Genomic DNA, 13,660 nt, shown 5'->3' with positions numbered 1-13,660 from the left:
ATCGGTGTGGCAGGGGTGCCACCGGGCGCCTGTTTCCTCCCCCTCCGGTTTCACTGGTAGTTTCTGGCGTTAAAAGCTCGATTGTGACCACTTTATGAAACGTGGGTGTTGCCTCCATGGATTCCCGTTGCTATTTTGACAGCGATGTCATTTGGCGGCGCCGAGGTTCCAGCGTCGTAATTTAATAAAAATAATCTGCCGCAAGGTGAACATTCTATGATCAGCACAAAGCTCAGGCTCGGTCTGGTGACCGCTGCCATGCTCTCTGCAGGACACGGCTACGCCGCTGTCGACTGCACATCTTTCCCGGTCTGGGAGGCCGCTACCGCCTACTCCGGCGGCGCGGAAGTCCAGCACAACGACAATGCCTATGAGGCGAACTGGTGGACACAGAATCAGGACCCGGAACAGCACTCCGGTCCCTACCAGGAGTGGAGCCTGCTCGGCGCCTGTGAGGATGGTGATCCGCCCCCACCGGTACCACCCCAGGGTTCGATCACCGCGCCGACCGCCGGATCTACCCACAGCGAAGATGACAGCGTTGTCTTCACGGTTTCAGCCTCGGACGCGGACGGTACCGTCACCACGGTTGAATTTTTTATCGACGGTGCCCTGGTGGCCACCGACACCGCCGCACCCTGGGAGACCACCTGGACTGCGGTAACCGGCGAACCCACCCTCACCGCCCGTATCACCGACAGTGACAACCTCTCTGTAACCACGGCCCCAGTCACCTTCACCGTGGAAGAGGAAGTGGTCGTTGGACCGACCGCTCCCGAGATCAGCATCACCGCGCCCGCAGATGGCTCTACCCATACCACTGGTGACACTCTGACCATCGCCGCCACCGCCTCGGACAGCGATGGAACAGTGAGCCAGGTAGCCTTCTATGTGGACGGCAATCTGATCAGCACCGATACCAGCGCACCCTACGCAGCAACGTGGACCGCAACCCTCGGCAGCCATACGCTCTCCGCAGTCGCCACAGACAATGATGCGCTGGAAACCTCGGCGGAAGCCGCGATCAGTGTGGAAGATGAACCGGTTGTGGTGGGTGCGCACCCCTGCCGCCCGGACGGGCTCTACACCACCCCGGGCACCGCGCCCAATTACTGTGCCATATACGACGCAGAGGGCCGCGAAGACATGGGTCCTGATCACCCCCGCCGAATCATCGGCTACTTCACCAGCTGGCGGAACGGTGCCAACGGGCAGCCCAGCTATCTGGTAAAAGACATTCCATGGGGAAAGATTACCCACATCAATTACGCGTTCGCCCATGTGGGCAGTGACTACTCCGTATCGGTGGGCAACACCAGTGACCCCGGCAACCCCGCTACCGGGATGGAATGGCCGGGTGTTGCCGGCGCGGAGACAGACCCCGACTACCCCTACAAGGGGCATTTCAACCAGCTGTCCAAGTTCAAGGAACAATACCCAGACGTCAAAACTCTGGTATCCGTAGGCGGCTGGGCAGAGACCGGTGGCCATTTCAATGAGAACGGCGACCGTGTGGCCGACGGCGGTTTCTACACCATGACCACCAACGGGGATGGCAGCATCAACTACCAGGGTATCGAAGCCTTCGCCAACTCCTCTGTGGACTTTATTCGACAGTACGGATTCGACGGTGTCGACATCGACTACGAATACCCCACCAGCATGAAAGATGCAGGTAACCCGCTGGACTTTGGCATCTCCAATCCCATGCGCGGCGCCCTGATGGCGTCCTATGTGGAGCTGATGCGCGTTCTGCGGGAAAAGCTGGACGAGGCCGGTGAGCAGGACGGCACCCACTACATGCTGACCATCGCATCGCCATCTTCCGGCTACCTGCTGCGCGGCATGGAGACCATGCAGATCACCCAGTACCTGGATTACGTCAACATCATGACCTATGACCTGCACGGGGCCTGGAATGAATATGTCGGTCACAACTCCGCGCTGTTCGACAACGGCAATGATCCGGAGCTGGCAGCAGCGAGCGTCTACAGCACCTCACAGTACGGTGGTATCGGCTACCTGAACATCGACTGGGCGGTGAAGTACTTCCGCGGTTCGATGCCCGCAGGCCGGATCAATATCGGCATCCCCTACTATACCCGCGGCTGGCAGGGGGTTTCCGGTGGAACCAATGGTCTCGGCGGCTCCGCACCACTGCCGACGCAGTCAGAATGCCCTGAGGGTACTGGTGGCGCTTCCGATTGCGGCAACGGTGCCGTCGGCATCGACAATATGTGGCATGACAAAAACAGTATTGGTGAAGAGATGGGGGCGGGTTCCAACCCCATGTGGCATGCCAAGAACCTGGAAAACGGCATTCTCGGCAGCTATCTCGCGGATTATGGTCTGGACCCGACCAACGACCCCGAAGATGCCCTGGTAGGCACCTACACGCGCAACTACGACAGTGTCTCCGAAGCGCCCTGGTTATGGAATGCTCAGAAGAGCGTCTTTATTTCCACGGAAGATGAAGAGTCCATGGATGCCAAGGTGCAATACGTCATCGACGAGGGCGTCGGCGGCATCATGTTCTGGGAGCTGGCCGGCGACTACGGCTGGGATGCATCCAAAGGCGAGTATTTTATGGGTGATACCCTTACCACCCTCGCCTATGACAAGTTCGCCAATGCCACTGACTACCGTCACCTGCGCACCGATCGCGCAGTGCCGGAAGAAGCACTGGATATCGGCATTGAGATCACCGGTTTCAAACTCGGCGATCAGAACTATCCGCTGAACCCGAAACTGTTTATCACCAATAACACCGGGGGCGTTCTGCCCGGCGGCACCGTGTTCGAGTTCGACATGCCCACCTCCACGTCCAACATCATCACCGACCAGAGCGGTGCCGGGCTGGAAGTGATCGAAGATGGTGCCAACACCGGTGGTGGTAACGTGGGCGGCCTGGAGAACGAATTCCACCGGGTACGCTTCAGCCTTCCGGAGTGGCAGGACCTGGCAGATGGTGAGTCCTGGGATATGACGCTGAACTACTACCTCCCGGTTTCCGGTCCTCAGACCTACACCGCGACGGTCAACGGAATCACCTACGCTCTGGCGTTCGAGTACCCCGATCTGCCAATCGCCGAGCTCGGTAGCGGTGGCGGCAGCTCTTCCGGTGGCAGCTCAGGTGGCGGCAGTGGCGAGAGCTGTAGTGACGCGGGCGTGGATACCAGTAACCTGGTCACCTACCCAGAATGGCCACGCGGCAATCACGCTGCCGGGGGTGACCAGATCATCCACAACGACAGCGTTTTTGAAGCCAAGTGGTGGACTCAATCCGAGCCGGGCACTGCAGATGGAAGCTGGAGCTTCGTCTGCAATATGTAAGCCCGACAGATAACCAGACTAACCGGGCCGGCGGCACAGCGCCGGCCTATCTCACAGGATGGGAAATAGCAACACGCCATTATTAAAAATTCTCTCTCTGCGTTGTGATGAATAGGAACTCCTGTACAGGATCTGCTCCTATGTTCGCCCCGGCTCCGGTCGGGGCTTTTTTCGTTTTCACTCGACCATCCCCGGCCAAACCACTGACCGAGGATGCCGAAGTGAATCTGGTTCAGCATTTTGATTTGCAGTAACAATCATGGTCAGTAAAAAACAACGACTTGCATCCGTAGACGCCCTGCGCGGCTTCGATATGTTCTGGATTATCGGGGGCGAGGCGCTGTTCCTGCCGCTGTTTGCGCTCACCGGCTGGTCCATTTTCCAGTTTGGTCATGGGCAGATGCAGCACACCGAGTGGCACGGATTCAGTTTTTACGACCTGATCTTTCCTCTGTTTATATTTCTGTCCGGTGTCACTCTCGGCCTGGCCAACAAATCTTTGCAGGGGCTGCCGATCAGCCAGCGGGCACCGGTTTACCGAAAGGCGATCAAGCGCCTGTTTTTACTGATACTGCTGGGGGTTCTTTACAACCACGGTTGGGGTACCGGCATTCCGGCAGACCCGGGGGAAATCCGCTACGCCAGCGTATTGGCTCGCATCGGTTTTGCCTGGTTTTTTGCCGCGATGATCGTTTGGCATTGTGGCTTCCGCACGCAGTACGCGATTACTGCCGGTATATTGCTGGGGTACTGGCTGATTCAGGCTGTCGCTGGCGATTACACACCGGAAGGATCGATCAATGCCTGGGTAGATCAACATTTTCTGCCGGGTATCACTTATCAGAACCGCGCCTACGATCCAGAGGGTGTTCTCTCCACGGTCCCGGCCATTGCCAATGCCATGTTCGGCGTCGTCGCGGGCCGCTGGCTCAGCAGGAATGCGGGTGATCACGGGGCCATTCTCAAAGGCCTGTTTATCGGAGCCGCAGCCTGCCTGTTGGCCGGCTTTTTATGGCACTGGATTTATCCAGTAAACAAGGAACTGTGGACCAGCTCGTTTGTACTGATCACTTGCGGTTGCTGCTTGCTTCTTTTAGGTATTTTCTACCTGGTTGTGGATATGTGGCACTGGAAAACCTTCACCTACTTTTTCTCGGTGATTGGTTGCAACGCGATTCTGGTGTATCTCGGTACCAGCCTCGTGAACTGGGCATATTCCAGTAAGAGTGTGTTCGGTGGGATTGCTTCAGCCTTGCCGGAAGCGGCGGGGATTTTGGTAATTGCCTGTGGCGTGATTTTGCTGCAGTGGTTGGTGCTGCGGTTCTTGTTCAAGCGTGGGATCTTTATTAGCCCTTGAGTTTCGGGGCCCCACTGAGACAGCTCGGTGGCGACAAAGCACTGGGTGTGGGTTTTCAGGACCGCTGTGAACCCATCCCTGGGCGCTTCGGCGCAAACATCCTGTTTGCGACGATCCTGAAAACCCACACCCAGCACTTTGTCTTAGATTTGAGATTCTCGCTTTTGAAAAGGTTGCATAGTTGAACGAACAATGCGCAGAGGCTGAAGCGAAAGCAAAGTAGCGGGGATTCGTTTTCGAAAGCGTCGGCGACAGGGACGTCGCCGACGCAGCGTACAGGGATGTATTGAAGGGGGGCGCCTAGCTCGGTTTTGCTTTACTGCCCGAAACCCAACTAGCGGAACCTCGGACTTTTACGAACCAAGAAGGTCGCTCTTTTGTAGCGCTTCAACAATAGTTTGATTGGCATCAGGAAAATGAAAATCAGATAACTCCGAAACAGAAACCCAAGCCAGCTCCTGCCCCTCAACACCACGCTCTTTTCCACTGAACCGGGTAACGAACCAGGTATCCAGAAACACCTGTTTATCCCCGTAGTCATGGCGAACCTCGATTAGCGGCTCCATGGCTTTCACTTCGATATCGAGCTCTTCTTTCAACTCGCGCATCATCGCTTGCTGAATGGTCTCGTTGTCCTCGACCTTGCCGCCCGGAAACTCCCATCGGCCACCCATATGCAGGTGGTCGGGTCGCTTGGCTAACAGGATTCGACCGTCGACGCCGAGAATGACACCGACTGCAACGTGAATATGCTTGATTACCGACGCGCCCATCAGGTGCGGTACTCTGCGTTGATGGTCACGTATTCGTGGGAGAAATCACAGGTCCAGATATGCTCGCTGGCATCACCCCGTTGCAGGTCGACAGTAATGGTGAACGCCGACTGCTCAAAGACTTTCTGCCCCGCCTCTTCCGTATAACTCTCCGCACGACCGCCGGCTTCCACAATCTGCACTTCATCCAGAAACACGCTGATCTTGCTGGTATCCAGATTTTCCGCCCCGGCATTGCCGATCGCCATTACCAGACGCCCCCAGTTGGGATCCGAAGCGTAGAGTGCCGTTTTTACCAGCGGTGATTCACCAATTTCAAAGGCCATGCGCAACGCTTCCTCGGAGCTGGCCGCATTGTTGACCTGCACGGTAACAAACTTGGTCGCTCCCTCACCGTCTTTCACGATGGCCTGGGCCAGCTCGATATGTACATCGATGAGTGCGGCCTTCAGCTGTGCATAAGCCTCGCTATCCGGCGCAATTGCACCGCCGGTGGCGCCACTGGCAATCAGCACGCAGGCATCGTTGGTGGAGGTATCGCCATCCACACTGATTCGGTTGAACGATGCACTCACCGCTTCCTTCACCAGGTTGTCCAGCACCGGTTGCGCTATGCGCGCGTCGGTAGCCACGTAGGCGAGCATGGTCGCCATATTTGGCTGAATCATGCCCGCGCCCTTGGCGATCCCGGCGATGGTGATGGTCTCGCCGGCGATGTCGAGGGTGCGACTGGCGGTCTTGGGACGGGTGTCCGTGGTCATGATGGCCCGGGCCGCAGTGTCCCAGGCGCCCGCCTGCAGGTTATCCACAGCCCCCGGCAAGGCGTCGAGAATCTTCTGTACCGGCAAATGCTCACCGATGACGCCGGTGCTGAACGGCAAGACCTGACGCGCCTGGATACTCAGTTCCTCCGCGACACCTTCGCAGCTTTGCTGCGCGGTTTTCAGTCCTCGCTCGCCGGTCGCGGCGTTGGCATTGCCGGCATTGATCAACAGCGCCCGGATATCGCCCTGGCGGATATGCGCCTTCGCTACCAGTACCGGCGCCGCACAGAAGGCATTTTGGGTAAAGGTCGCAGAAACGCTGGCGCCTTCGGCGATTTCGATCAGCAGCAGGTCGTCGCGCTGCCAGTCTTTGATCCTGGCGGGAACGGCAGAAAGGCGGATTCCGGGGACTGGAGGAAGTGGCTGCGCCATGAGGAAACGTCCTTGAACAGAAGCGGATAATGCGCGGATTATAAATAAAAAGGCCCGCCGGGTAAGGGCGGGCCTTTGCAGAAATTACCCTGTCAGTAATTACCTTGCCAGTAACTACCGCGCAGTGGTTTTCAGCTGGGAGTACTGGAGGTCAGCTTGCCGTGGCACTGCTTGAATTTCTTGCCGGATCCACAGGGGCAGGGATCGTTGCGGCCCACGCGAGGACCACGGCGCACCGGCTCTGGGTTGGCTTCTGCCGTGGCGGTTTCGGTTTCCGGTAGTGCCGATGCCTGGGCGTGCTGCAACTCCAGCTGCTGGCGACGCTGGGCTTCCAGACGACGCTGTTCCATTTCTTCCATCTGCTCGCGGGTCATCGGCTCTACATGGGCGAGTACCCGGATCACTTCGTGCTTCAGGTTTTCAAGCAGTGTCTGGAACAGCTGGAAGGACTCGCGCTTGAACTCCTGCTTGGGGTTCTTGTTGGCGTACGCGCGCAGCCCGATACCGGCACGCAGGTGGTCCATGCTCGAAAGGTGCTCTTTCCACAGCTGGTCCAGTACCTGTAGCATCACCTGACGCTCGATGGTCGGCATCAGGTTTTCGTCGCCAGTGCTCTCTGCAATACGCGCGAGCTTCTGCGGGTAAGCCTTCTGTGACTCTTCGATCAGTTTTTCCCGCAGACTCTCCTCGTGCAGGGTGCGGTCTTCGTCGAGCCACTGCTGGACCGGCAGCTGCAGCCCAAGCTCCGAGGCCAGCTGCTGCTCCAGCGCGGGGATATCCCACTGTTCTTCCACACTCTGCGGGGGCACGTGCGCCGAGATCAGTTCATTGACCACATCGTCGCGAATCGCGGTAATGGTGTCACTGATATTTTCGGCTTCCAGCAGCTCATTGCGCTGTGAGTAAATGACCTGGCGCTGATCATTGGCGACATCATCGTATTCCAGCAGTTGCTTGCGGATATCAAAGTTGCGGCCTTCCACACGGCGCTGGGCCTTTTCGATGGCGTTCGACACCATACGGTGCTCGATGGCTTCACCGCGCTCCATCCCCAGCATCTGCATAAAGTTCTTCACCCGGTCAGAGGCGAAAATACGCATCAGGTTGTCTTCGAGCGACAGGTAGAAGCGGGTGACCCCGGGATCCCCCTGACGGCCGGCACGGCCCCGGAGCTGGTTGTCGATTCGACGGGATTCGTGACGCTCGGTACCGATGATATGCAGGCCACCGGCCTCGATCACGGTGTCGTGGCGCTGTTTCCAGTCCGCTTTGATCTTGGCGACTTCTTCTTCCGTGGCTTCACGGCCTTCGCGCTGTTGCAGCTCCTCGACTTCCGCTTCCCAGTTGCCCCCAAGTACGATATCGGTACCACGACCCGCCATATTGGTGGCGATGGTGACGGTGCCGGGGCGGCCAGCCTGGGCGATGATCTGGGCTTCTTTTTCGTGGAACTTGGCGTTCAGTACCTGGTGCTCGATCTTGGCTTTCTGCAGCAGGCGGGACATCTCCTCGGAAGTCTCGATGGACGCGGTACCCACAAGTATCGGTGCCTTTTTATCGCGACAGTATTTGATGTCCTCGATGATGGCTTCAAGCTTTTCATCCTTGGTGAGGTACACCAGGTCGTTCAGGTCTTCCCGCTGCTTCTCGCGGTTGGTGGGGATAACCACCACGTCCAGGCCGTAGATTTGACGGAATTCAAAGGCTTCGGTATCCGCAGTACCGGTCATACCGGCAAGCTTGGGGTAGAAACGGAACAGGTTCTGGAAGGTTGTGGAGGCGAGCGTCTGGCTTTCGCTCTGAATCTGGACGTTTTCTTTCGCCTCCAGCGCCTGGTGCAGCCCCTCGGACAGGCGGCGACCGGGCATGGTGCGACCGGTATGCTCGTCAATCAGCACCACCTGACCGTTCTGCACGATGTAATCCACATCCCGATTGAACAGTACATGGGCACGCAAGGCGGCATTGACATGGTGCAGCAGCCCCAGATTCCCCGGCGCATACAGGGATTCATCTTCCTTCAGCAGGCCGTTGCGGGTCAGCAGGTCCTCGATGAGCTGGTGGCCGTCTTCGGTCATCTCTACCTGACGGCTCTTTTCGTCCACGGTGTAGTGACCTTCACCGCCTTCCTCGCCGCGCTCCAGCTGTGGCACCAGCTTGTTCATCGCCATATACAGCTGGGAGGAGTCTTCAGCAGCACCGGAAATGATCAGTGGTGTACGGGCCTCGTCGATCAGGATGGAGTCCACCTCATCCACGATGGCAAAGTTCTGCGGGCGCTGGGTGCGATCTTCCTTGCGCAGCACCATGTTGTCGCGCAGGTAATCGAAACCGAATTCGTTGTTGGTGCCGTAAGTGATGTCTGCCTGATAGGCGGCTTTTTTGTCTTCCGGGTGCTGCTGGGAAACGACGATTCCAACGGTCAGGCCGAGGAACTCATAAACCGGGCGCATCCAGTTGGCATCGCGGCTGGCCAGATAGTCGTTCACGGTTACGATGTGTACGCCCTTGCCTTCCAGAGCATTGAGGTAGGCGGGCAGGGTCGCCACCAGGGTTTTACCCTCACCGGTGCGCATTTCCGCAATATGGCCTTCGTGCAGGGTCATACCACCAATCATCTGCACGTCGAAGTGGCGCATTCCCAGGGCACGATCACTGGCCTCACGCACTGCAGCAAACGCTTCCGGCAAAATCTTGTCGAGGGTTTCTCCGTCCGTCAGGCGCTGGCGGAACTCGTCGGTTTTGGCTTTGAGTGCGGCGTCGTCCAGCGCCTTGTATTCATCTTCCAGTGCGTTGATCTTCGCGACCACTTTGCGCATACGCTTGAGTTCGCGGTCATTTTTTGAGCCGAAGACCGTTTTTATCAGTTTGCCAATCATTATTCAGAAACCACATTAATGCCGATTTTGCTCACAGGGCCAGTAACGGAGCCACTGCGCAGAAAGAGTGCAAGTAAACAGGAAGGCGCCCGGCGCCGCAACAGTCATGCCTGGTGCAAACACCAGAGTTGCGGGCGCCACAACGGGATTACAAGGGTCCCGTGCGCAAGAATAGAGGATAGTTGTTATCTGCCGGTGCGGCGGATATAGGTAGCGGGGTCGACCGGACGGTCGTTCTTATACACCTCGAAGTGAACATGGGGGCCGGTGGAGCGGCCACTGGACCCCATCAGGGCAATGACCTGGCCACGCTTGACCACATCGCCCACTTTGACCTTGAGCTCACTGTTGTGACCGTAGCGAGTCTTGTAGCCGTTTCCGTGGTTGATTTCCACCAGCTGACCATAGCCGTAACGGTCTTCCGCCCAGGTCACGACACCCGCGGCCACAGAGACCACATCAGAGCCCTTCTTACCGGCAAAATCCACGCCCTTGTGCCAGGAGCGACGGCCACTGAAGGGGTCGGTGCGGTAGCCGTAGCGGGAGGACATCCAGCCACGGGTAATCGGACGTCCGGCGATAAACTGTTCATCCTGCAGCTGACGGCGCGCCATCAGGTTATCCAGGGTCTGCAGCTGCATCTGGCGATCTTCAATCTGATCCGACAGGTCACCGATGACTTCGAGGAATTCGGGGGGCTGATAGGGTAGCTCGCTGGCGCCACTGATGCCTGGATCTTCCGGGCCACCCACTGCGGGCATACTGCCAAACTGAAACTCGCCTTCATCCAGCTTGGCCATGGTGGTGAGACGCTCGCCGAGCGCGTCGAGGCGGGTCAGGCGTGCCTGCATTTCAGCAAGCTTGACGGTAAGGGCTGTCAGCTGCTCCCGGGCCTGCTGATCCGCATCCTGAATCTGGTCCTGCTGCTTGCGCAGCGCCTTATTCCACGCTTTGACTGCGCGGGAGTCGAACACGTCGGATTCCGTGGTAGGGAGATTGGCGCCGATAAAAAATGCACCAACAGGCAGGCCCAACAGGCAGAGGCCGAGCAAAGCTTTACTCAGGCCACCGAAGTTGAAAGTGCGCGACACACCGCCGCGGTCATTGACGAGGATAACTTTCATTTCAGGCGCATTTCTGACGTGCTGGGTTTGCGACAAATTGTTGTTCTAATATTCGGCCGTCGACAACCGTCCAGCGACCGGAAACATCCGGCCTGCACAGAGTGAGCCACTTATATTTGGCCCTTTCCGCAAAGGTTGTCGAGACCGGGACTGCCGCATCCTGCTCGCCCCGGTGCCATCCTCATGGCAACTGCCGCCCAATGTAACATGCACTGGCGGCGAAATAAGAATACTGGCGCACAAATCATCGCGCGCCACAAACAAAAAAGCCGGCAATTTTCGTGCCGGCTTTTGCGTTAAGCGCCTCTTACACCGCCAGAATGGGTTTGACGTAAGAGATTGGCGCTTCCTGTTCGTCCTCGAAGGTGACCATTTCCCAGGCATCTTCCTGAGCCATCAAGGTGCGCAGCGATTTGTTGTTCAGCGCGTGGCCTGATTTGAACGCTTTGAACTCACCGATGACACTGGTACCCAGTAGGTACAGGTCGCCGATGGCATCGAGAATCTTGTGTTTGACGAATTCGTCTTCGTAGCGCAGCCCGCCCTCATTCAGGATACGGTACTGGTCGATAACGATCGCGTTATCCACACTACCGCCCTGCACCAGGCCCTTGGACCGCAGGTATTCGATTTCGTGCATGAAACCGAAGGTGCGCGCACGGCTGACCTCTTTCACGAAAGAGGTGCTGGAGAAGTCTACCGAGGAGCTGAGATTGCGCCCCTCAAAGACCGGGTGATCAAAATCAATGGTGAAGGACACCTTGAAGCCGTTGAACGGCAGGAAACTGGCAACCTTGTCGCCCTCTTCCACGGTAACCGGCTTCTTGATCCGCAGGAACTTCTTGGGAGCGGCCTGCTCCTGAATGCCTGCAGACTGAATCAGAAACACGAAAGGACCGGCACTGCCGTCCATGATCGGCACTTCCTGCGCGGACAGTTCGACAATCGCATTGTCGATCCCAAGGCCCGCCATGGCGGAGAGCAGGTGCTCGACCGTGGCGATGCGCACGTCGCCCTTCACCAGCGTGGTGGAGAGCAGGGTGTCGCCCACGTTTTCAGCACGCGCTTCAATCTCAACCACCGGATCCAGATCGACCCGACGGAATACGATACCACTGTTCACCGGCGCCGGTTTCAGGGTCAAAATGACCTTTTTACCGGTATGCAGGCCAACACCAGTGGCACGAATAGCGTTTTTGAGAGTGCGCTGTTTGATCATCTATATCTAGGTTCCCAATCGGTGAGCTGCGCACGAACCGCAGCGAGCCGGCGATAGTAACAGAAAATATACGCCAAAACCACAGAAACCCGTTCGGTCACTTTCCGAGCTGTCTGCAGTTGCGGCACACCATTTCCACCCTGCTTCCCGAAAGCATAGCCCACTGAGAAGACTCTTGCGCCAGATCAGCGCACAGGCCGGAAACAAACTGGTGTTAATTGTACGCCTTTCCCAGGCTGCCGGCGGTTAACAAGTGTTAACTTACGCCCAAAAACCTGATGGTCACCCCATTTTATGGTCGGGTTGCTGAATTCCCCCTGAATACCACCGCCTTCCTGCGGTGTACTGCCTATTTCTTCCCTGCCAACTGTCGTCCGAAAGCTGCGCTTTCAGCCCCCAGGGAGACGGAGCCTCACGGTTGGAAGGCTCCGCCGCCCTCGCCAGAGTGGGCGAATGCCCGGCATTACACCGGACATAGACATGAGCAGATGCCGCCGCTGCTCTGGCGAGATCGCCTCGGGGTGCCGGGCACCCTGCAGATCCCGGAGAGCCGAGTGGCGTCAGTCCGCCTGGCGGCGCAGGAACGCGGGGATATCCAGGTATTCCATATCCTGATCCGGGTTAAGAGACGGCATGGCGCGCTCGCGCTTCACGTCGGCGCGGGCGCTGGAACGTACTTCCTGCGTCTCACGGGCAGCTTCCGCCGGCGCCGCCGGGCGCGTCGCCTCTCGAGGTTCCGCACGGCGGGTGTTGTCCACTACCTTGGTCGGGCGAGCGACCTGGGCACCCGCATCACCGAGACCGGCGGCAACAACGGTAACACGCATCTCGTCACCCAGCTTGTCGTCCACGGCGGTACCGATCACCACGGTGGCGTCGTCAGAGGCAATCTCCTGAACAATCTGACCCACTTCGGAGTACTCGCCCAGTGTCAGCTCCTGACAGCCGGACTCTTCGCTTCCGGTAATGATATTCACCAGAATACCGCGAGCGCCCTGCAGGTTGACATTGTCCAGCAGCGGACTGCGCACCGCCTTTTCTGCCGCTTCACGGGCGCGGTTTTCACCCACCGCGGAGCCGGAACCCATCATCGCCATACCCATTTCGGACATCACAGTGCGCACGTCCGCAAAGTCGACGTTCATGATGCCCGGACGGATCATCAGATCGGCGATCCCCTGTACCGCGCCCAGCAGTACATTGTCGGCCTCCTTGTAGGCTGCCTTCATGGTGATCTTGTTGCCCAACACTTCCAGCAGGCGGTCATTGGGAATAGTGATCAGCGAGTCCACTTTATCGCGCAGCTCGAGAATCCCCTCTTCCGCCACGGTGGTGCGCTTGCGGCCTTCGATCATAAACGGGCGGGTTACCACGGCAACGGTGAGAATACCCAGATCCTTGGCGATCTCTGCCACAATCGGTGCACCACCGGTGCCGGTACCGCCGCCCATACCCGCAGTAATAAATACCATGTCGGCGCCGGTCAGCACCTCGGCGATGCGCTCGCGGTCTTCCAGAGCGGACTGGCGCCCCACGTCCGGATTCGCGCCAGCACCCAGGCCGCGGGTAATGGTGTTTCCCAGTTGCAGAATGGTCTGCGCTTCCACATCTTTCAGCGCCTGCGCATCCGTGTTGGCACAGATAAAATCCACGCCGTCCACTTCACTGGCGATCATGTGCTTCACGGCGTTGCCGCCGCCGCCGCCCACACCAATCACTTTAATGACAGGCTTATCCTGTACGCTATCTACGAGTTCGAACATTGCTGTTCCCCTTTTT

8 protein-coding genes are annotated in these 13,660 nt (G+C 58.0%); 2 read left to right on the top strand and 6 right to left on the bottom strand.

The window, feature by feature from the left end:
• Positions 1 to 216: 216 nt before the first annotated feature.
• Both LRR79_RS07800 and nagX read left to right on the top strand, forming a co-directional pair.
• Entirely contained in the window at positions 217 to 3,333 is a 3,117-nt protein-coding gene (locus tag LRR79_RS07800; protein WP_231759792.1) for a glycosyl hydrolase family 18 protein, read from the top strand.
• A 259-nt stretch (positions 3,334 to 3,592) separates the two neighbouring features.
• Positions 3,593 to 4,690 carry a transmembrane glucosamine N-acetyltransferase NagX gene (nagX, locus tag LRR79_RS07795; RefSeq protein ID WP_231759791.1) on the top strand — a complete coding sequence of 366 codons (1,098 nt, stop codon included), beginning with the start codon at positions 3,593 to 3,595 and terminating at the stop codon, positions 4,688 to 4,690.
• 353 nt (positions 4,691 to 5,043) lie between these two features.
• Here the strand turns inward: nagX and mutT are convergent, their stop codons facing one another.
• From mutT to ftsZ, 6 genes are all read right to left on the bottom strand, one after another.
• Positions 5,044 to 5,463 carry an 8-oxo-dGTP diphosphatase MutT gene (gene mutT, locus LRR79_RS07790; protein WP_231759790.1) on the bottom strand — a complete coding sequence of 140 codons (420 nt, stop codon included), beginning with the start codon at positions 5,461 to 5,463 and terminating at the stop codon, positions 5,044 to 5,046.
• Positions 5,463 to 6,659 (bottom strand): bifunctional glutamate N-acetyltransferase/amino-acid acetyltransferase ArgJ, encoded by a 1,197-nt coding sequence (gene argJ, locus LRR79_RS07785; protein WP_231759789.1) that lies wholly within the window; start codon positions 6,657 to 6,659, stop codon positions 5,463 to 5,465. Before argJ ends, mutT begins: the two co-directional genes overlap by 1 nt.
• Positions 6,660 to 6,790: 131 nt before the next feature.
• Positions 6,791 to 9,538, bottom strand: a complete 2,748-nt coding sequence (gene secA / locus LRR79_RS07780) for a preprotein translocase subunit SecA (RefSeq protein WP_231759788.1) — start codon at positions 9,536 to 9,538, stop codon at positions 6,791 to 6,793.
• A gap of 185 nt (positions 9,539 to 9,723) precedes the next feature.
• Complete coding sequence (locus LRR79_RS07775; protein WP_231759787.1) at positions 9,724 to 10,662, bottom strand: M23 family metallopeptidase; 939 nt, start codon at positions 10,660 to 10,662, stop codon at positions 9,724 to 9,726.
• Positions 10,663 to 10,969: 307 nt separating this feature from the next.
• On the bottom strand, positions 10,970 to 11,881 hold the full coding sequence (gene lpxC, locus LRR79_RS07770; RefSeq protein ID WP_043317379.1) for a UDP-3-O-acyl-N-acetylglucosamine deacetylase: 912 nt from the start codon (positions 11,879 to 11,881) through the stop codon (positions 10,970 to 10,972).
• A 560-nt stretch (positions 11,882 to 12,441) separates the two neighbouring features.
• A complete protein-coding gene (gene ftsZ, locus LRR79_RS07765) occupies positions 12,442 to 13,644 on the bottom strand; it encodes a cell division protein FtsZ (protein WP_231759786.1) in 1,203 nt (400 codons plus the stop codon).
• Between the last annotated feature and the right edge of the window lie 16 nt (positions 13,645 to 13,660).

The organism is Microbulbifer elongatus, from assembly GCF_021165935.1.
GTDB lineage: Bacteria > Pseudomonadota > Gammaproteobacteria > Pseudomonadales > Cellvibrionaceae > Microbulbifer > Microbulbifer elongatus.
This window is presented reverse-complemented; position numbering and strand designations above follow the sequence as displayed.